The organism is Nocardioides terrigena (assembly GCF_003047265.1).
In the GTDB taxonomy this organism is placed as follows: domain Bacteria; phylum Actinomycetota; class Actinomycetes; order Propionibacteriales; family Nocardioidaceae; genus Nocardioides; species Nocardioides terrigena.
Genome location: NZ_PZYY01000011.1, coordinates 1 through 20087, shown reverse-complemented (window position 1 = coordinate 20087; position 20087 = coordinate 1). Strand labels below are relative to the sequence as shown.

The 20087-nt window shown below is 72.7% G+C and carries 16 protein-coding genes and 1 pseudogene; 12 read left to right on the top strand and 5 right to left on the bottom strand.

Annotated features, from left to right (window positions below):
• Positions 1-2 precede the first annotated feature (2 nt).
• From DAE25_RS19805 to DAE25_RS19795, 3 genes are read right to left on the bottom strand one after another with little or no spacing between them, the layout of a single operon-like run.
• The gene (locus tag DAE25_RS19805) at positions 3-899 is read right to left on the bottom strand and encodes a glycosyltransferase family 2 protein (RefSeq protein ID WP_107767854.1); all 897 of its coding nucleotides are present in this window, start codon (positions 897-899) and stop codon (positions 3-5) included.
• On the bottom strand, positions 896-1300 hold the full coding sequence (locus DAE25_RS19800; RefSeq protein ID WP_107767853.1) for a DUF2304 domain-containing protein: 405 nt from the start codon (positions 1298-1300) through the stop codon (positions 896-898). Before DAE25_RS19800 ends, DAE25_RS19805 begins: the two co-directional genes overlap by 4 nt.
• Positions 1297-2121 (bottom strand): glycosyltransferase family 2 protein, encoded by an 825-nt coding sequence (locus DAE25_RS19795; protein ID WP_199907695.1) that lies wholly within the window; start codon positions 2119-2121, stop codon positions 1297-1299. Before DAE25_RS19795 ends, DAE25_RS19800 begins: the two co-directional genes overlap by 4 nt.
• A gap of 191 nt (positions 2122-2312) precedes the next feature.
• Between DAE25_RS19795 and DAE25_RS19790 the strand changes: the two genes are divergently transcribed.
• The 9 genes and pseudogenes from DAE25_RS19790 to DAE25_RS19750 all read left to right on the top strand — a co-directional run bounded on the left by DAE25_RS19790 (position 2313) and on the right by DAE25_RS19750 (position 14491).
• Positions 2313-4259 (top strand): DUF7657 domain-containing protein, encoded by a 1947-nt coding sequence (locus DAE25_RS19790; RefSeq protein WP_456093769.1) that lies wholly within the window; start codon positions 2313-2315, stop codon positions 4257-4259.
• Positions 4256-5455: a winged helix DNA-binding domain-containing protein gene (locus DAE25_RS19785; RefSeq protein ID WP_234411163.1), complete on the top strand. Its 1200-nt coding sequence runs from the start codon at positions 4256-4258 to the stop codon at positions 5453-5455. The genes DAE25_RS19790 and DAE25_RS19785 overlap by 4 nt, the downstream gene beginning before the upstream one ends.
• 57 nt (positions 5456-5512) lie before the next feature.
• Positions 5513-6229, top strand: coding sequence for a TIGR03936 family radical SAM-associated protein (locus DAE25_RS19780; RefSeq protein ID WP_107767935.1), 717 nt, complete (start codon positions 5513-5515; stop codon positions 6227-6229).
• A 384-nt stretch (positions 6230-6613) separates the two neighbouring features.
• Positions 6614-9397, top strand: a pseudogene (locus tag DAE25_RS19775) (Rne/Rng family ribonuclease); the annotation flags it as partial.
• 981 nt (positions 9398-10378) lie between these two features.
• On the top strand, positions 10379-10690 hold the full coding sequence (rplU, locus tag DAE25_RS19770; protein ID WP_107767848.1) for a 50S ribosomal protein L21: 312 nt from the start codon (positions 10379-10381) through the stop codon (positions 10688-10690).
• A gap of 116 nt (positions 10691-10806) precedes the next feature.
• Positions 10807-11061: a 50S ribosomal protein L27 gene (gene rpmA / locus DAE25_RS19765; protein ID WP_056885725.1), complete on the top strand. Its 255-nt coding sequence runs from the start codon at positions 10807-10809 to the stop codon at positions 11059-11061.
• Between the two features lie 87 nt (positions 11062-11148).
• Positions 11149-12708, top strand: coding sequence for a GTPase ObgE (gene obgE, locus DAE25_RS19760; RefSeq protein ID WP_107767847.1), 1560 nt, complete (start codon positions 11149-11151; stop codon positions 12706-12708).
• Positions 12695-13831: a glutamate 5-kinase gene (gene proB / locus DAE25_RS19755; protein WP_234411162.1), complete on the top strand. Its 1137-nt coding sequence runs from the start codon at positions 12695-12697 to the stop codon at positions 13829-13831. Before obgE ends, proB begins: the two co-directional genes overlap by 14 nt.
• A gap of 9 nt (positions 13832-13840) precedes the next feature.
• Positions 13841-14491, top strand: a complete 651-nt coding sequence (locus DAE25_RS19750) for a nucleotidyltransferase domain-containing protein (RefSeq protein ID WP_107767846.1) — start codon at positions 13841-13843, stop codon at positions 14489-14491.
• A 7-nt stretch (positions 14492-14498) separates the two neighbouring features.
• Here DAE25_RS19750 and DAE25_RS23290 read toward each other — a convergent pair whose 3' ends face one another.
• On the bottom strand, positions 14499-15764 hold the full coding sequence (locus tag DAE25_RS23290) for a hypothetical protein (protein ID WP_159083854.1): 1266 nt from the start codon (positions 15762-15764) through the stop codon (positions 14499-14501).
• Positions 15765-15850: 86 nt separating this feature from the next.
• Here DAE25_RS23290 and DAE25_RS19740 point away from each other — a divergent pair, with 86 nt between their 5' ends.
• From DAE25_RS19740 to DAE25_RS19730, 3 genes are read left to right on the top strand one after another with little or no spacing between them, the layout of a single operon-like run.
• Complete coding sequence (locus DAE25_RS19740) at positions 15851-17059, top strand: cysteine desulfurase family protein (protein ID WP_107767845.1); 1209 nt, start codon at positions 15851-15853, stop codon at positions 17057-17059.
• Positions 17060-17066: 7 nt separating this feature from the next.
• The gene (gene mnmA, locus DAE25_RS19735) at positions 17067-18185 is read left to right on the top strand and encodes a tRNA 2-thiouridine(34) synthase MnmA (RefSeq protein WP_107767844.1); all 1119 of its coding nucleotides are present in this window, start codon (positions 17067-17069) and stop codon (positions 18183-18185) included.
• Positions 18182-19171, top strand: a complete 990-nt coding sequence (locus tag DAE25_RS19730; protein WP_234411161.1) for a uroporphyrinogen decarboxylase/cobalamine-independent methonine synthase family protein — start codon at positions 18182-18184, stop codon at positions 19169-19171. Before mnmA ends, DAE25_RS19730 begins: the two co-directional genes overlap by 4 nt.
• Positions 19172-19270: 99 nt before the next feature.
• Here the strand turns inward: DAE25_RS19730 and DAE25_RS19725 are convergent, their stop codons facing one another.
• Complete coding sequence (locus DAE25_RS19725) at positions 19271-19891, bottom strand: alpha/beta fold hydrolase (protein ID WP_199907694.1); 621 nt, start codon at positions 19889-19891, stop codon at positions 19271-19273.
• Positions 19892-20087 lie beyond the last annotated feature (196 nt).

Sequence of the window (20087 nt, the reverse complement as noted above, 5' to 3'; positions counted from 1 at the left end):
GCTCAGCGCTCGGCGGTGTGCGCCCACAGGGTGCGAAGGCCGGCACCGTCCCGCGCCCTCAGCGCGGACGGGACGAGGGTGACCGCGTGCAGGCGCGACGTCCAGCGCAGTCGCGCCGTGCGGGCGGCCCGGCGCCAGCCGAGCGAGGACATCTGCTCGGCGGCATCGCGGTAGTAGCGCCGCTCGTCCGCGAAGCGGGAGCCGTGGAGGAGGCTGGAGGACGATGCACTGGCACCGTGCCGGCGGTAGGCGAAGCAGACCTCCCGGTCGACCGCCAGGGTCTCGCCGGCGGCCGTCATGTCGATGACGAGCGCCAGGTCCTGGATGATCGGGAGCCCCTCCCGGAAGCGGTAGCGCTGGATCGCCTCGGTGCGGAAGACGAGCGACGGCCAGTAGAGCCAGTCACCCCGCAGGAGGCTGCCGGCCAGCTGTTCGCCGCCCAGCTCGGCACGGTGCTGCACCCGGGGCCTGATCGCGCGCTTCACCTTGTCGGTGAGCGGGTCGATGGAGGACCCGTGCTCGTCGATCACCCCGACGCCCAGCTGGAGCGTCGCTGCAGCGGGGAACTCCCGGTGCAGGTCCTTGACGCGCGACACGAAGTCCGGCAGCAGCAGGTCGTCGCACCCCAGGAACATCATCAGGTCCGCCGAGGCGAGCTCGCGGCACCTATCGTAGTTGGCCGTGATGCCGAGGTTCTGCTCGTTGCGCAGATAGGTGATCCGCGGATCGGATTCCGCGGCAAAGTGCGCGGCGACGGACTCATCGGGGTAGCAGTCGTCGACCACTGTGAGCACCCACGCAGGGTCGCTCTGGGCCTTGACGCTCTCGATGCAGGCGTACAACAGGACCGGATCTCCCCAGAAGGGGACAAAGATCTCGAGTGTCGGCTCGCCGGTCATTCGTCCTCACCGGGTGGTGTTTCCTCGGGCTTCTGCGTGGTGCTGGAGGAGCGGGCCAGGCCTCCGGGACGTTCGATAGCGAGCCGGAGGAGTGCGATCTCCTCCGCCAGCGTGCGGGTGCGCTCCTCGAGCCTGCCCAGCTCGGAGCTGTGCTGGAGGGTGAGCACCATGATCAGGATGGAGGCGCCGAAGAACAGGAGATTCGCCGGTACCTGGATCCCGAGCGCTTGCGCGACCGCCTGCAGCACCAGTGGGAAAGCCGCCACGAACATCACGAAGATGGCCACCACAGCCCAGATCAGCGCGTACTTCTCCCTCAGTCGGTGGCGGCGCATCATCTCGAACAACGACAGGAGGATGATCGCGGAGCCCACGATGCCCAGGACGGCGCTCGCGCTCATCGGCGGACCTCTTTCGAGGGGGCGTCGGTGGGTGTCTCCGGATCCACCGGCAGGGAGGCGCGACCGTGTGCGTCCGCCTTCGTGACACCGTCGTCGAACTGGGCCGGCCAGTCACGCACCAGGGCCAGGAGTAGGGCGACCACCGCCCGGAAGAGGTAGAGGGTCGCGCGCCAGGGTGACTGGGAGGCCGTGCCGGCGGCCCGGGGGCGCATCGTCACTGGCACCTGCGTGACGGTGCAACCGGCGCGACAGGCGATGACGAGGGACTCGACCGTGTCGCCGAGGTACTCCGCAGGATAGTGCGCGGCAAAGACGGAGATCGCGCGGCGGTTGGACACCCTGAATCCCGAGGTCACATCGGTGAGCCGCGCCTTGGCGACGCGGGAAAGCACCGCAGCGAGAAGGATCATCGCCCAGCGGCGCGGGCCGCGCACCTTGTAGGGATCGTCCCTGTCGGCGAAGCGAGCCCCGATCACCACGTCCGCGTGGCCGAGCTGCTCGAGCAGCAGCGGGAGGAACCGCGGATCGTGCTGGCCGTCGGCGTCGATCTGCACCGCGACGTCGTAACCCTCGCGCAGGGCGTGGCGGTAACCCGTCCGCATTGCCCCGCCCACACCGAGGTTGTAGGGCAGCGAGCACACCGTCGCCCCGGCCTCGGTGGCTCTCTCGAAGGTCCTGTCAGTCGAGCCATCGTCGACGACCAGGAGGTCCGCCGTCGTCAGACACGTGCGAATCTCGGTGACGGTGGCCGCGATGGAGTCCTGTTCGTTCCATGCGGGCACGATGATCAGCACGCGCAGATCTGATCCGTCCCCACGCATGACGGGAATGCTAACAGCGCCGATGGGGCGCAGCAGTCGCCCCCGCGCTGGAGGTCGGGCTGGTCACCCGGGCACGCCGCCTGGAGGGCGAACCCCAACGCGCCCGGCTCCGGGGGGCGGGGCTGCGGTCCTGGGAGGGAAACCAACACGTATACGCTGATCCTCGCTCAACCTGCCTGCTGAGGAGCTCCATGGTGTCATCCGGTCGACGTGCCGTGTCTCCCGATCGGAGAGCCCAGCTCGCTTCCCTGCCGTGGCACGTGATCGTTCCCGTCGTCGCGTTCGTCCTTGTCTCCCTGTCAGGGATGTCGCAGTCCTCCATAGGCACACCCGAGCTGCGGGAGGACGCCGCCAATCCCGTCGGGGTGATGCTGGGTGAGGCACGGGCAATCAGGTCCGACGAGTACCTCACTTCGACACCGCTCGGGATCGGTGTGACGGCGACCGGCAGCGCGGAGGACGTCAACCCGCTCACGGCACCCCAAGAGATGCTGTCGGTGCTTCCCTCGGGCCCCATCACGACCGTTCTCTTCCTGGACGGTACGGCGCTCAAGCTGGGTCCCCTGCTCCCCGACCAGGTGCTGATGTCAGCACGAGGGTGGTTGGGCACGCTCCTCCTCGTCCTGGCAGCACCCGCCTGGTTCCGTGTGCTCACCGGAAGTCGGTGGATCGGCTACTTCGCCGTCGCGCTGATCGCGTTCTCGCCCCACAACGCGTGGTGGTCCAACACCTCCGTGGGCATCCTCGGGTTCGCCTTCGCAGGCGCTGTCTCGCTCCAACGAGCCGCTCTCGCGGCGCATGAGGGCCGCTACCTGCGTGCGGTGATCTGGGGCATGGCCAGCGCGGTGCTGCTCGTGCGCACCCCGTTGCTGTACCCCCCGTGGGCTCTGGTCCTGGTCCCCGCAGTCGTGCTGGGGATGGCGGCAGGCCTGCTGGCACGGGCCGGCGCGCGGCGGTCCGCGCTCGTCACCATCGGCTCCGTCGGAGTCCTGACCGTCCTGCTGCTGGGAGCCGTCCTGTGGGAGAACTGGGAAGCGCTCGAGGCGGCGCGGGGCACCGTGTATCCCGGTGCCCGCCTGGCCACCGGCGCAGCCCACTCGATGCAGACGTTGTTCGGAGCCACCAACCTCGACATCCTCACCGAGGTCGACGCTGTTGTTGGCGGAAACCAGAGCGAGATCTCGTCGGGATTCACTATCGGTCTCGTGCTGGCGGTGCTTCTTCTCGCACGAGGCTTCCTCGCGCGAGTGGTGGGGCACCGTTGGGCAGTTGTCACTGTGCTGTCGATCACCGGTTTCTGGATGATCTGGTCCACGGTCGACTTCGGTGCCCTCGGTTACCGGATACCACTGGTCAACATGGTCCCCGCGGGGCGCGCAGCCCAGGTGGTGGGCCACCTCGCCGTCATACTGCTCTGCCTGGTCCTCCCAGGAACGGCCAAACGGGGAAGTGTGGCCTTCTCCGTGCTCGCGGCCGGTGTGACAGCGATCGTGACGGGCTACGCAGGGTCGCTCCTGAGGGTCCAGAACGTTCCGGAGCTGTCCGTGCGGACGATATGGATCGCCGCTCTCGCCGTGGCAGTCGTCGTCTTCCTCCTCACGTATCGGCCGCGGGCACCATGGGGCTACGTGCTGGGGGGAGTGCTCGCCTTCTCCCTCGTCTGGAACGTGAACCCACTCCTCTTCGGCCTGGCTGACCTCCGTGAGAGCAGCGTTGCGAAGGACATGCTCGAGTCCGGGCGCAGGGCGCGAGCAGATGGCGTGGTCTGGGCCTCGGACGCGTACTCCGTGGACACACTGATGATTGCGACCGGGGTTCCTGCGCTGACGGGTCGGCAGATGGCTGGGCCGGACGTCGAGGAGTGGGAGAAGCTGGACCCGGGTCGCGCTCATGAGGACGTGTGGAACAGGGGAGGATCGTTCATCTGGTTCACCTGGAACGAGGACGACCGGCTGGTCTTCGACAACCCGAGTCCTGACGCCATCCGGATCACCGGCTCTCCGTGCGTCGTTGCCGAGCGGTTGACCGAGCTGACGACGATCGTCGCGACGCGCGAGCTGGACCTCGACTGCCTGACTGAGGTCGACACCTTCACGTGGGGCGGCCAACCTCGGTGGACGTACACCGTCCGTCCTTGAGCAGGCACCACATGAATGCCGCGGCCCGTCTCGTCACCGACGCGGAGCGACGCGCCCGGATGGCCCGCCGGCACGGGATCGCCCCGCAGCACCGGGTGGCAGACCCTTTGGCGGCCACCCGCGCGATGACGGTCCTGCACTCCACGGAGCCGCCGACGCCCTACCTCTCCGTCCATGCCCGGGTCGACGGCGTCACCCGGGCCGACGTCGACCGGGCGCTGTACGACGACCGCACCCTGGTCAAGCAGCTGGCCATGCGGCGCACCCTGTTCGTCTTCCCCCGCGACCTGCTGCCCGCCGCCTGGGGGAGCGCGTCGGAGCGGGTGGCCGGCGCCGAGGGCCGCCGGATCGCCAAGGACGTGGAGAAGGCGGGCATCGCCCCCGACGGGGAGGCCTGGCTGGTCACGGCCCGGGCTCGCGTGCTCGCCCACCTCGACGACCACCCCGACGGGATCGCGGCCGGTGACCTCAGGGTGCTCTTCCCCGAGCTGTCCACGCCGGTCGCCGTCTCGGCCGGCTCGACGTGGAACCACACGCGGCTGCTCACCCACCTCGGCCTCACCGCCGACCTGGTGCGGGGGCGCAACGGCGGCCACTGGCGCATCTCGCGTCCGGTGTGGGTCCCGATGGAGCAGTGGCTGGGCGAGCGACCGGTCCCCGCGTCCCACGACGAGGGGTACGCCGAGCTGGTCCGTCGCTGGTTGCGGACCTTCGGGCCCGGGACCGAGACCGACGTCGTCTGGTGGCTCGGGGCGACCAAGGGCGCCGTACGCCGCGCGTTCGCGGACCTCGGTGCGGTCAGCGTCTCGCTGGAGTCCGGCGACACCGGCTGGCTGCTGCCCGACGACCTCGAGCCCGAGCCGGCCGTGGAGCCGTGGGCGGCACTGCTCCCGGTGCTCGACCCCACGCTGATGGGCTGGAAGCAGCGGGACTGGTACCTCGACGCGGCCCACGTCCCCTACCTCTTCGACACCAACGGCAACGGCGGCACCACCGCGTGGGTCGACGGCCGGGTGGTGGGCTGCTACGTCCAGGACGCCGGGGGAGTGGTGCGCGTGGTGCTGCGCGAGGACCCGGGTGCGGAGGCACGGGCCGCGCTCGACACGGAGGCCGAGCGGCTCACCGGGTGGCTGGCGGGGGAGTCGGTCAACAGCGTCTACGCCTCCCGCCAGATGCGCGAGGCCCTCCTGCCCTGACGGGCGCTCGACCGCGTTTGCCGCGGCGGGGCCGCCCGCGGATAGCCTGTGCCCGCCATGCCACGCCAGGACCCCCCGCAGCAGCCGCCCCCCGTCCAGCGCCTCCGGGTGCGCTACGCCAAACGGGGCCGCCTGCGCTTCACCAGCCACCGCGACTTCAGCCGTGCCTTCGAGCGGGCCGTCTTCCGCGCCCGCATCCCGATGGCCTACTCCTCGGGCTTCAACCCGCACCCCCGGATCTCGTACGCCGGCGCCGCCCCGACCGGGTCGGCGAGCGAGGCCGAGTACCTCGAGATCGCGCTGGCCGACGTCCTCGTGCCCGCCGAGGTGCACGCGCTGCTCGACGAGGCCCTCCCCGAGGGGCTGGACGTGATCGCGGTGGTGGAGTCGCCGGGCGGCTCGCTCGCGGACCGGCTCGAGGCCAGCCGGTGGCGCATCGACCTCGACGGTGCGCCCGAGGTCGTCGAGGCCGCGGCCGCCGCCTTCCTGGCCGCCGACGAGATCCTGGTCGAGCGGATGACCAAGAAGGGCCTGCGCGAGTTCGACGCACGCGGCGCGGTGGTCGCCCTCTCGGTGACGACGTCCGGGTACGACGACCGGTCGGCCCTCGACCTCGTGCTGCGCCACGGTGTCCCGTCGGTGCGGCCGGACGACGTGCTCACCGCGCTGGTGTCCGTCTCCGACGTCGAGCCGGGCCCGGCGCCCCTGATGACCCGCCTGGCCCAGGGCCCGCTGACGGGCGACGGCACGGTCGGCGACCCCTTCGAGGCCTGAGCCACGCCACGGCGCGGGCCGCTCGTGGTGACCGCGATCGGGTGGTGGTGTGCGATACTCGCCACGTTCGACTCGAGGTGGTCCGCCACCACGATGCCGGACCGACGACGTTCTCGCCGTACCGATCAAGGTCGGCACATCGGATGGGAGTCGTCTCCAGACCGCGACGCGGCTTGTGGGTCGGTGACAGCGATCCACACAGGGTGGGACCACCAGTCCCCGTCCTGGGCCCGGCGACCGCGGCAGGGGACGGCGCGCACCCGGTGACGCACACGCGGAGGGTGTCGCCGCCACACGAAGGCTTTGCGCCCCGACGTCCCCTGTGGCCTCGCGGCGCCGACACGGCTCCGGACCTCGAGTCCGGGTGCCGGCGAGGAGAGCGACATGCTCGACGACAACCCGAACGACACGAACGACACCAGCAGCGAGGGACCCGCCGACTCCGGCGACACCCCCGCACCGCCCACGGTCACCCGGACCACGCGCAAGACCGCGGCGCGCAAGACCACGACGCCGCGCACCCGCAAGGCGGCCGCGCCCGCCGCGGACAGCGCCGCTGCCACCGAGGCCCCGACCGGCGACACGCCCGAGGCGCCGGCCGCGCCGGTGGTCAAGAAGACCACCCGCACCCGGGCCCCGCGCAAGACGGCCCCGGCCGCCGCCGAGACCCCGGCGGAGTCGTCGACCGAGACCGCGTCCGACGCCCCGGCTGCTCCGGCGTCCTCGTCGGACGAGCCGGCGCCGGCGAAGAAGGCCACGGTCCGCAAGACCACCCGCACCCGGAAGACGGCCGCCCCGGCGGTGGCCGCCGCAGACAGCGCCGACGCCTCGACGGACGCCGGCGCGGACGCGCCCGCCACGACGGACGAGCCCGCCCCGGCCAAGAAGGCCGCCGCCCGCAAGTCCACGACGCGCAAGGCCGCGGCCAAGAAGTCCGCCCCGGCCCAGGGCGACGCCGGCACCGCAGCCCCGGCTGACGCCGACGCCAGCGCCGACGAGTCCACCGGCGACGCGGCGGCCGACCGGCCCCCCCGCAAGACGGCCAAGAAGTCCGGGTCCCGCTCCGGCTCCAAGAAGGCCGCCGCCTCGACCGACACGGTCGACGCGCCCGCTGACGGCACCCCTGCCGAGGCCGATGCGGCTGCCGATGCCGCAGGCAGCGCCGGGGGAGTGGTTCCGCTGTTCCAGGCCCCCGAGGCCACGCCGACGGTCACCCGACGTACCCGCAAGTCCCCCGCCCGCAAGGTCGCCGCGCCCGAGCCCGAGATCGTGGACCCGGACGCCGAGGTCGACGAGGACGAGGACGAGGCCACCGCGGAGGCCGCGGCCGAGACCACCGCCGACGCCCAGGGCGACGACGAGCAGTCCGACGAGCAGTCCGACGACGAGCAGTCCGACGAGTCCGGCGAGGGTGGCAACGGCCCGGCCCGCCGTCGTCGTCGCCGTGGTGGTCGCCGCCGCCGCAAGAGCAGCGACGGCACCGGCTCGGACAGCGACGCCGACGGTGGGGACGACGACGAGTCCCAGGACGACTCCACGGGGTCCTCCGACGACACCTCGGACGACTCGGGCGAGCAGGGCGAGGGCACCTCGCGTCGCCGTCGCCGTCGCCGTCGTGCCGGCGAGGAGGGCCCGTCGGACGACGACGAGCCCAACACCGTCACCAAGGTCCGCAGCCGCCGTGCGGCCGAGGACCAGATCACCTCGCTGGCCGGCTCGACCCGCCTCGAGGCCAAGAAGCAGCGGCGTCGCGAGGGCCGCGAGGCCGGTCGCCGCCGCGCTCCCATCGTCAGCGAGGCCGAGTTCCTCGCCCGTCGCGAGGCGGTCGACCGGGTGATGGTGATCCGCCAGCGCAAGGAGCTCACCCAGATCGCGGTCCTCGAGGACAAGGTGCTCGTCGAGCACTACGTCGCCCGCGAGTCGCAGACCTCGCTCATCGGCAACGTCTACCTCGGCCGCGTGCAGAACGTCCTGCCGTCCATGGAGGCCGCCTTCATCGACATCGGCAAGGGCCGCAACGCCGTCCTGTACGCCGGTGAGGTCAACTGGGCCGCGCTCGGCCACAAGGAGGGCCAGCCCCGCAAGATCGAGTCGGTGCTCTCCAGCGGCCAGTCGATCCTGGTGCAGGTCACCAAGGACCCGATCGGCCACAAGGGCGCCCGCCTCACCAGCCAGGTCAGCCTGGCCGGCCGGTTCCTGGTCTACGTGCCGGACGGCACGACCAGCGGCATCTCGCGCAAGCTCCCCGACACCGAGCGCAACCGCCTCAAGACCCTCCTCAAGGAGATCGTCCCGGACTCCGCCGGCGTCATCGTGCGCACCGCGGCCGAGGGGGCGAGCGAGGACGAGCTCACCCGCGACGTCGAGCGCCTCAAGGCCCGCTGGGAGGACATCGAGGGCAAGGCCCGCGGCCAGGCCCCGGCCCTGCTCTACGGCGAGCCGGACCTGACCCTCAAGGTCGTCCGGGACCTCTTCACCGAGGACTTCAACAAGCTGGTCATCCAGGGCGACGACGCCTGGGAGACGGTCCAGGGCTACGTCGAGCACGTCGCCCCCGACCTCGTCGACCGCGTCGAGAAGTTCGAGGCCCCCGAGGGCGCCTCGGCCAAGAAGGCGGACATCTTCGCGGTGCACCGCATCGACGAGCAGATCGCGAAGGGCCTCGACCGCAAGGTCTGGCTGCCCTCCGGCGGCTCGCTGGTCATCGACCGCACCGAGGCGATGACCGTCGTCGACGTCAACACCGGCAAGTTCACCGGGTCCGGGGGCAACCTGGAGGAGACGGTCACCAAGAACAACCTCGAGGCCGCCGAGGAGATCGTCCGCCAGCTCCGGCTGCGCGACATCGGCGGCATCATCGTGGTCGACTTCATCGACATGGTCCTGGAGTCCAACCGCGACCTGGTCGTACGCCGCCTCGTCGAGTGCCTGGGCCGCGACCGCACCCGTCACCAGGTCGCCGAGGTCACCTCGCTCGGTCTGGTGCAGATGACGCGCAAGCGCATCGGCACCGGCCTGCTCGAGTCCTTCAGCCACGACTGCGAGGCGTGCCACGGCCGCGGGGTCGTCGTCCAGAACGAGCCGGTCGAGTCCGGCGGCGGTGGGGACGACGAGCCCCAGCGCTCCGGGCGCCGTGGCCGCGGCCGGGGACGTGACGGCGCTTCCGGCAACGGTGGCGCCTCGGGCAACGGCGGCGGCGCACCGCAGTCGTCGGCCCCGTCCCCCAAGGACGTCGCCGCGATGGCACGTGCCGAGAAGGCCGACGAGGCCGCCCGGGTCGCCGAGTCCGATGCGGACTCCGACGGCTCGGCGGACACCTCGTCGCCCACCGGTGGTGTCCCCACCGACACCGAGACGACTCCCAGCAGCACCCCCGACAGCACCGACGACACCGCCTCGACCACCGAGGGCGGCGGCCGACGCGGCTCCCGTCGCGGCGGCCGGTCCGGCGGTCGGTCCCGCGGTGGCGCCGGGTCGGCGGCTCCCGAGGCCAGCGAGGCCAGCGAGGACGCCGAGGCCCCCGCGGCTCCCGACGCCCCCGAGGGCACGGACTCCCGGGCGACCGCCGAGCCCTCGAACGACACCGACGCCTCGGACATCGCCGACGGCGCCGAGGCTGCCGACACCTCCGGGGCTTCCCCGGTCGCGGCCGCTGCGGTCGAGGATGCGCCCGCCCGCGCGTCCGTCGAGCCCGGCACGGCCGTGGTCGACGGCCCGTCGTCCGACGAGTCGCCGACGGAGGTCGAGCCCGCTGCCGAGCCGGAGCGCCCCCGGGTCGTGACGCGCACGCGTCGCCGCTCGGCGAGCCGTCCGGCCGGTCCGCCGTCCGGCGTCGCCGGCACCCTGCCCGAGTCGGGCCGGGTCGAGCCGGGCACCTCCGGCGTGGAGCTGGGCGGTGAGCCGGGCGTCGTACCGGACCCGTCGGCGACCGACGCGGGCTCCGAGCCGCACGTCGAGCACGTCCCGATCAAGAAGAAGGGCGCTCGCAAGCGCTGATCCACCCGGGACGGGCGGTGTCAGGGCCTCGTTTTGACCCTGCCACCGTCCGGCCCGTAAAGTTGCCCCTTGTGCGCTTCGGCGTGCCACCTGACTTTTGCCCGCGGCGATTCCGCCCGGCATCCATGAAGACCCGAGGAGAGTGAGTCCGCCGTGTACGCAGTTGTGCGCAGTGGCAGCAAGCAGCAGAAGGTTGCTGTTGGCGACGTCATCGAGATCGACAAGATGGACCTGAAGGCCAACACGGTCGGCAGCACCCTGACTCTCCCCGTCGTGATGGTGGTCGACGGTGAGACCGTGACCGCGACCGGCCTGGACAAGGCTGCCGTGACCGTCGAGATCCTCGGCGCCACCAAGGGTCCGAAGATCGTCATCCAGAAGTACAAGAACAAGACCGGCTACAAGAAGCGCCAGGGTCACCGCCAGAAGTACACCCAGGTCAAGGTCACCGACATCTCCCTGTAGTTGGATGGGGCGACCGCGTCGGCTTCGCCGCCACGCTGCCGCCCTGGTTCAGGGCTGCCGCCCTGGGGCCCGACGCCCACGATCACGCACGACACCCACGTAGAAGGACTGAACTCATGGCTCACAAGAAGGGCGCCGCGTCCACCAAGAACGGTCGCGACTCCAACAGCCAGCGCCTCGGTGTGAAGCGCTTCGGCGGCCAGACCGTCAACGCCGGCGAGATCATCGTCCGCCAGCGGGGCACGCACTTCCACCCGGGTTCGGGTGTGGGCCGTGGCGGCGACGACACCCTCTTCGCGCTGCAGGCGGGTGCCGTCGAGTTCGGCACCAAGCGTGGCCGCAAGGTCGTCAACATCGTCCCCGGCGAGTGACGCTGCAGCGACACTGACTCCACCGCGGAGGGCGTTCCTGGACCGGGGACGCCCTTCACGCATTTCTCCACTACCGGAAGCGAAACCATGGCTGTCCCGACCTTCATCGACCAGGTCACGTTGCACATCAGTGCGGGTCGGGGCGGCAACGGCGTCGCATCGGTCCACCGTGAGAAGTTCAAGCCGCTCGGTGGCCCCGACGGCGGCAACGGCGGCCCCGGCGGCTCGGTGATCCTCCGCGTCGACCCCGACGTCACGACGCTGATCGACTACCACCACGGCAACAAGCGCCAGGCCGAGCACGGCGGCCACGGTGCCGGTGCCCACCGCAACGGCGCCCACGGCTCCGACATGGTGCTGCCCGTCCCCGACGGGACCCTGGTCAAGACCCTCGACGGCACGGTCCTCGGCGACATGGTCGGTGCGGGCACCGAGATGGTCATCGCGGCCGGCGGCCGCGGCGGTCTCGGCAACGCCGCGCTCGCGAGCAGTAAGCGCAAGGCGCCCGGTTTCGCGCTCCTCGGCGAGCCCGGCGACGAGATCGACGTACGCCTCGAGCTCAAGGTCGTCGCAGACGTCGGGCTGGTCGGCTTCCCCAGCGCGGGCAAGTCCAGCCTGATCGCCGCGATGTCGCGGGCCCGGCCCAAGATCGCCGACTACCCGTTCACCACCCTGGTGCCCAACCTCGGGGTCGTCCGCGCCGGCGACACGACGTTCACCGTCGCCGACGTGCCGGGCCTCATCGAGGGTGCCGCCGACGGTCGCGGCCTCGGCCACGACTTCCTGCGCCACATCGAGCGCTGCGCGGCCCTGGTGCACGTGATCGACACCGCGACCATCGAGCCGGGCCGCAACCCGCTCGACGACCTCGACGTCATCGAGAACGAGCTGTCCCGCTACGGCGGCCTCGAGGACCGTCCGCGGCTCGTGGCCCTCAACAAGGTCGACGTCCCCGACGGCCACGAGATCGCCGAGATGGTCCGGGACGACCTCGCCGAGCGTGGGTTGCGCGTCTTCCCGGTCAGTGCCGCCTCCGGCGCGGGCATGCAGGCCCTCACCTTCGCGATGGCCGAGATCGTCGCCCGCTCGCGCGCCGAGCTCCCCGTGGTCGAGGCGACCCGCATCGTCATCCGCCCTCCGTCGGTCGACGGCGGCGGGGACTTCTCCATCGCCGAGTCGCCCGAGGGGTGGCGCGTGCGCGGTGTCAAGCCGGAGCGCTGGGTGCGCCAGACCGACTTCAGCAACGAGGAGGCCGTCGGCTTCCTGGCCGACCGCCTCAACCGCCTCGGCATCGAGGACAAGCTCGTCAAGCTCGGTGCCCAGGAGGGCGACGCGGTCATCATCGGCCACGAGGACAACGCCGTCGTCTTCGACTTCAAGCCCAGCGTCGAGGCCGGTGCGGAGATGCTGGGTCGCCGTGGTGAGGACGAGCGCCTTCGCGAGGAGCGCCCCTCCGCCACCCGTCGCCGCGACATCCAGGAGCAGATGCCCGAGCGCTCCGAGACCGAGACCCGCGCCGACGTGGCCCGGCGCATCGACCGCACCAAGACCGCCCCGCAGACGGTCACCAGCTCGGGCATCGGCCCGATGTCCTACGAGATCGGCTCGGCGGACGACCCCGACTGGGACGGCAGTGACGAGGACTGACCCGACCGTCGACCGGGCGACCCTGGTCGCCGGGGCGCGCCGGGTCGTGGTCAAGGTCGGCTCGTCGTCGCTGACGACCGCGGCCGGTGGCATCGACCCGGCCCGGGTCCGCCAGCTCGTCGAGGTGCTCGCCGCCGCCCGCGGTCGCGGTGCTGAGGTGGTGCTGGTCTCCTCCGGCGCCATCGCGGCCGGCCTGGCACCGCTCGGCCTCACCCGCCGCCCCCGGTCGCTCGCGGCCCAGCAGGCGGCCGCCAGCGTGGGCCAGGGGCTGCTGGCCCACCGCTACCAGGAGGAGTTCGCCCGGCACGGGCTGGTCACCGGCCAGGTGCTCCTGACCGCCGAGGACGTCACCCGGCGCGCGCACTACCGCAACGCCTACCAGACCTTCGCCAAGCTCCTCGAGCTCGGCGTCCTGCCGATCGTCAACGAGAACGACACCGTCGCCACCTCGGAGATCCGCTTCGGTGACAACGACCGCCTCGCCGCCCTGGTCGCGCACCTCGTGCACGCCGACCTCCTGGTGCTGCTCTCCGACGTCGACGGCCTGTACGACGGCCCGCCGAGCCGTCCGGGGGCGCGGTTGCTGCCCGACGTACGCTCCGCCGCCGACCTCGACGCCGTCACCATCGGGTCGCCGGGTGCGGCCGGTGTCGGCACCGGCGGCATGGTCACCAAGGTGGAGGCCGCAAGGATCGCCACCGGGGCCGGCATCCCGGTCGTGCTGACCGCCGCCGACCAGGCGTCGGCCGCTCTGGGCGGCGCCGACGTGGGCACCCTGTTCCACGCCACCGGCGGCCGACGGCCCACCCGGATGCTCTGGCTCGCCCACGCCACCGACGCCAAGGGCACGGTCACCCTGGACGCCGGCGCGGTCCGTGCGGTGACCGAGCGAGGTGCCTCCCTGCTGGCCGCCGGGGTCGTCGCGGTGGACGGGTCGTTCGTCGCCGGCGACCCGGTGGACCTGCTCGGCCCGACCGGTGTCGCGGTCGCCCGGGGACTGGTCAACTTCGACGCCGACGAGCTCCCCGAGCTGCTCGGCCGCTCCAGCCGGGAGCTCAAGGACGCGCTGGGCGCGGCGTACGAGCGCGAGGTCGTGCACCGCGACGACCTCGTGCTGCTCTGAGGAGCACCCATGACGTGGCAGCCGACCCCTGCGGAGGTCGCCGAGGAAGAGGCATTCCGCCGCCTGTACGGCGAGTGGGACGCCCTCGACCCGGCCGGCACGGCGGCCTTCATGGCCGGCTACCCGGGGGAGTGGTGGGTCGTCGGCGGCTGGGCGATCGAGGCGTTCACCGGAGTCACCCGCCGTCACGAGGACATCGACCTCGTGATCTGGGCCCGCGACCTGCCGCTGCTGCGCGCCCACGTCGGTGACCGGCACCACATCTGGAGCGCCGGCGGCGGGGCCATCCGCCCGGTCGACGACGACTTCCCCGAGCCGCACGACCAGGCGGGCCAGGTGTGGCTGCGCGACCACGCGAGCGCGCCGTGGTTCCTCGACTGCATCCTGTCGGAGGATCGCGACGGCCTCTGGATGAGCCGGCGCGACGAGGCGCACGTCGTACCGCTCGCGGACGTCACCTGGGTGGCCGACGACGGCATCCGCTACATGCGGCCCGAGGTCGTGCTGCACCACAAGGCGCGGCTGGACCGGCCGAAGGACACCGTCGACCTGGAGGTCGCGTGGCCGCTGCTCGACACCGCTGCGCAGGCCTGGCTGCGCGACGCCGTACGCCGCGAGCGCGCCGACCACCCGTGGCTCGCCGGCCCGATGGCGGAGTGAGTCCTGCTCAGCCGCCCGTGATCGCCCACGTCAGTGCGGCCCCGACCAGCTCCCGCTCGTCCAGGCCGACCTCTCGGACGAGAACGGCATCGATCTGCGCCGCCGACAGGGTCCCGGCCCGCCGGGGGCGGCTGGACCGCTCCGCGGTGAAGGCGTCCATCAGCCTCCACAGCACCTGCGGCCCGCGAGTCGCCACGAGGTAGGTACAGGCGGCGGCGGCCAGCGCGTAGTTCGCCTCGGCGTCGACGTAGAACTCCGCGCCGTCGGCCAGGACGGGTGCGGAGGTGTCGAGGAAGGACAGGACGTACGCCGCCATGCGCCGTTGCTGCGCGGCGGAGTAGTGGCTGCGCGACACGTACTCGGCCGCGCCCTCCGTCAGCCAACGGGGGCTCTGGTCGTCCCTGCTCGCCAGTGCCACGTGGGCGAGCTCGTGACGCAGCAGGAACTCCCGCTGCAGGCCGTTGTGGGCCACGGCGGGATTGACGACGAACCGATGGGCCGCGATCCGGCTCGAGCCCGGGCGGACCGGGACGGCGTACGCGACCCCACCCGTCTCCTGGAGGTCCATCGGGGTCCGCCCCTCCAGGGCGGTGAGGTCGGAGATGTCGTAGGCCACCACGCGCCCGGACCAGCCGGGGACGGCCGCGAGGACGGTCTTCTGGGACGCCCTGAGGTCGCTCATCACGGCGGTGGCGTAGGGCTCGGTCTCCTCGTCGAAGAAGCCGAGGATCGGCCCGCTCTCGCGGACCACGAGGTGGGCGACGTCCCACGGGTCCGGGAGCCAGCCCGTCCGCCGATCGCGCGCACCGTCGCGGTCGTCGACGAGCACGACCTCGCCGTCGTCCTGCCGGACCGTGTAGAGCAGTCTCCGCGTCACGCTGCGCGACTCGAAGCCCTCGAGCCGGATGGTGAAGTCGACCGGCAGGTGGAGCTCACCGTCCACGCCGTCCTCGCCGTCGTCGTGGGTGGCACCGTCCTCGACGAGGTCGAGGCGCAGGCCGCCGATCGGCATGGCGGCGAGGTTGTCGAACAGCCGGGACTGCGTGGCCGTGAACTGGAGCTCGTCGTCGTCCACGGTGGACAGGAACGCTTCCCGGTCCCCCTCGCGCAGGGCGTCCTCGCGTCGCTCGACGAGGGCCGCGGCCGCCAGCCGCAGCTCGCCCGCGCCGAGCGGCTCGGCGGGTGCCGGGCCGCCGGGACGGGCGCCCGCCGAGCAGGCTCCGGTGCCGAGGAGGAGCAGGCACACGACGATGACCCGGGACATCAGCCACATGGGCGGGAGCCTAGGTGGCCCCCGGACGGCCCGGGCGTGAACGCCGAGATGGACCTCAGGCACCCCGCGCGTAGGCTTGGCAGGTCATGACCACGCCAGGGCCCACCGTCTACCTCGACCACGCCGCGACGACGCCGATCCTGCCCGTCGCGCTGGACGCGATGACCGCCCAGCTGGCCGCGGTCGGCAACGCCAACTCGCTGCACGCCTCCGGTCGCTCGGCGCGACGGGTCGTGGAGGAGGCGCGGGAGACGATCGCCCGCTCGCTCGGCTGCCGTCCCGGCGACGTGGTCTTCACCTCCGGTGGCACCGAGGCCGACAACCTGGCCCTCAAGGGCATCTTCTGGGCCCGCCGCGGCGAGGATGCACGCCGCGTCCGGATCCTGTCCACCGCCGTCGAGCACCACGCCGTCCTCGACCCGCTGGACTGGCTGGCCTCCGACGACGGCGCCGAGGTCGAGCTGCTGCCGGTGGACGAGCGCGGCCGGCTCGACGTCGGTGCGCTGCGCGCCAGCATCGAGCGCGACCCCGCCTCCGTCGCCCTCGTCTCGGTGATGTGGGCCAACAATGAGGTCGGCACGCTGCAGCCCCTCGACGAGGTGGTCGCGCTGGCCGCCGAGCACGGCATCCCGGTCCACACCGACGCGGTCCAGGCCGTCGGACAGGTCCCGGTCGACTTCGAGGCGTCCGGCGTGGACGCCCTCAGCTTCACCGGCCACAAGGTGGGCGGCCCGTACGGTGTCGGCGCCCTCGTCGTACGCCGCGACCTCACCGTCTCCGCGCTGGTCCACGGCGGCGGGCAGGAGCGCGACATCCGCAGCGGCACCCTCGACCCGCCGGCCATCGCCGGGCTCGCCGCGGCCATCGAGGCGTCGGTCAAGGCCCAGCCCGAGCACGCCGAGCACGTGGCCGCGCTGCGCGACGACCTGGTCCGCCGGGTGGTCGAGGTGGTGCCCGACGCCCACCTGCACGGGGCCGTGCTCGACGCAGCCCTCGACGGCGAGGCCGGTGGCCGGCTGCCGGGCAACGCGCACATCGGCTTCCCGGGCTGCGAGGGCGACTCGCTGCTCATGCTGCTCGACGCCCGCGGCATCGAGTGCTCCACCGGCTCGGCGTGCAGCGCCGGCGTCCCGCAGCCGTCCCACGTCCTGCTGGCCATGGGCTGCGACGCCGACCAGGCCCGTCACTCGCTGCGCTTCTCGCTCGGCCACACCTCCACCGCCGCCGACGTCGACGCCCTCGTCGAGGCGATCGGTCCGGTCGTGGAGCGCGCCCGCGCGGCCCGGCCCCGGTGAGGCTGCGATGAGGATCATCGCCGCCATGTCCGGCGGGGTCGACTCGGCCGTCGCCGCTGCCCGCGCCGTCGAGGCCGGCCACGACGTGACCGGCATCCACCTCGCGCTCTCGCGCAACCCCGCGTCGTACCGCACCGGCGCCCGTGGCTGCTGCACGATCGAGGACAGCAACGACGCCCGCCGTGCGGCGGACGTCATCGGCATCCCGTTCTACGTCTGGGACCTGTCCGACCGCTTCCACGAGGACGTGGTCGAGGACTTCATGGACGAGTACGCCGCCGGCCGCACGCCCAACCCGTGCCTGCGCTGCAACGAGAAGATCAAGTTCGCCGCCGTGCTCGACCGGGCGCTGGCCCTCGGCTTCGACGCCGTCGCGACGGGCCACTACGCCCAGCTGCGCACCGGCGACGACGGCCTGATCGAGCTGCACCGGGCGGTGGACCACGGCAAGGACCAGTCCTACGTCCTCGGCGTCCTCGACCAGCAGCAGCTGGCGCACTCGCTCTTCCCGCTCGGCGACACCAGCAAGCCGCTGGTGCGCGAGGAGGCCGCCCGGCGCGGGCTGCTCGTGGCCGACAAGCCGGACTCGCACGACATCTGCTTCGTGGCCGACGGCGACAACGCCGGCTGGCTGCGGGACAAGCTCGGCGAGCGCAACCCCAACACCGGCGGCGACATCGTCGACGCCGCCTCGGGGGAGGTGCTCGGGCAGCACGAGGGCACCGTCGCCTACACGATCGGCCAGCGGCGCGGGCTGCGACTCGGCCGCCCGGCACCCGACGGCAAGCCGCGCTTCGTGCTGGACATCGAGCCGGTCTCCGGCACGGTCACCGTCGGTCCCCGCGAGGGCCTGCGGATCGACCGGATCACCGGCATCCGGCCGCGCTGGTGCGGCACCGTCCCCTCCCTGCTCGCGGGACCCGGCGTGACCGTCCAGCTGCGGGCCCACGGCGCCGAGCACCGCGCCGTCGTGACCGTCGAGGACGGTGGCGACCGCGTCGCCATCGAGCTCCTCGACCCCGCCGAGGGCATCGCCCCCGGCCAGGCCGCCGTGGTCTACGACGGCAGCCGGGTCGTCGGGTCGGCGACCATCAGCGCCACCGCCCGCTCGGAGGCGCTCGGGTGAGCGCCCTCGCCAGCGGTGTGGGGTCGATGCCCGGCACCGACGACCGGGAGTACGCCGAGGCGGTGCGCGTCGTGCTCGGCGAGCTCTCCCTCCCGCACGTCCCGGAGCTGCCCGGACGTGGCGCAGGGGCGTCGATGACCGGCCGCGGGCTCGCCGTGGTCGCCGGTCTCGGCGCCGACCTCCAGCCCGCCGGTTGGCGGCTCACCGACGCCCCGGGCGTCGACCACCGCCGGGCGCGGTCGCTGCTCGCCCAGGACCTCGACCAGGTCGAGGAGCAGGCCCAGGGGCACGCCGGTCCGTTCAAGGCCCAGGTCTGCGGTCCGTGGACACTGGCCGCGACCGTGGAGAAGCCGCGGGGCGACAAGGTCCTGTCCGACCACGGCGCCCGTCGCGACCTCGCCCAGGCGCTGGCCGAGGGCGTCCGCGACCACGTCGCCGACCTGCGCCGGCGGCTGCCCGGGAACGAGCGGCTGGTGGTGCAGGTGGACGAGCCCGCCCTGCCCGCGGTCCTCGGGGGGCAGGTGCCCACGGTCTCCGGCTTCGGCCGGCTCCGTCGCGTCGACCTGCCCGAGGCCTCCGCCGCCCTCGAGTGGGTCCTGACCGCGATCACCGAGGCCGGGGCCGAGCCGTGGGTGCACTCGTGCGCGCCCGGGGTGCCCTGGTCGCTCGTGCACGGCGCCGGGGCGCTCGGGCTGTCCGCCGACCTCGACGTGCTGCGCCCCGAGGACCTCGACCACTTCGCCGAGGCCATCGAGGCCGGCCGGACCGTCGCGATCGGCATCGTGCCGTCGACCGAGCCGGCGAGCGTCCCCACCGACACGGCCCTCACCGAGCGGGTGCTGCGCTGGCTCGACATGTTGGGTCTCGACCACGAGGAGGCCCTGCCCCGTCTGGTCGTGACGCCGTCCTGCGGCCTCGCCGGTGCGTCGTACGACTGGTCGCGGCAGGCGCTGCACCTCGCCGGCGTCGTCGCCGGCCACCTCTGACCCGTCACCAGGCCGCGCCGTAGTCGGGGACGAACTGGTAGGTGGACGTGTGGTTCGACCGACGAGATCGTCCCCAACTTCCCAGCCGGGGCGGGGGTCCTAGGCGGGGTCGAGAAGCCGCAGGGCGGAGTCGATGGCCACGTCGTTCCAGCGGGCCACGCCGGTGAGCATGTAGTGGCCCAGCGCTCCCATGTCGTGCAGCGAGGCGTCGGCGGCGACCTCGCGCGCACGGGCGACGTACCTCGTGGTCTCGGCGTACGACGTGATCCGGTCCCGGCGGCCGTGGGCGGCGACCAGGGACCGGCCGGCGAGGGTGCGCACGGGATCCTGCGCCGACCACCAGGGAGCGAGCCCGACGACGCCCACCACCGACGGGTCGTCGGCGACGTGGACGGCCACCCGGGCCCCCATGGAGTGGCCGAGCAGCACCACCGGCACGTCCCCGTGCTCGGCGCGCACGCGGTCCAGCGCCCAGCGCGCGTCGGCGGGCCGGTCGGCGGCACCGTTCCAGCCGCGCTCGCGGTAGCGCACCAGCCACACACCCGCGCCGGCGTCGTGGGCCCGGGCGGCGATGGAGCGCTGCATCCAGGCGGCCCGCTGCCAGGAGGCACTGCGGCCGTCGACCGGCAGGGTGGAGCGTGGCGTGCCGCCGTGCAGCATCAGGATCAGCGCGTCGGGGCGCCCGGGGGCGTCGTACCTCGTCAGCAGCGGCTCGGTCACGGTGCTCCTTCGGAGCGGCGGGTGGGGGTGGATGGGTGGGACGACCCCGACCCGCCCGCGGGAGGCGGACGGGTCGGAGACGGTACGGCGGGTGGTGCGGACGACGCTCCTATGGATCGTCAAGCCATGATCGGTCGGTGTTCGAGTAGCCGGTAGAGATCTCGGGCGATGTAGCGCTTGAGGCAGCGTTTGATCT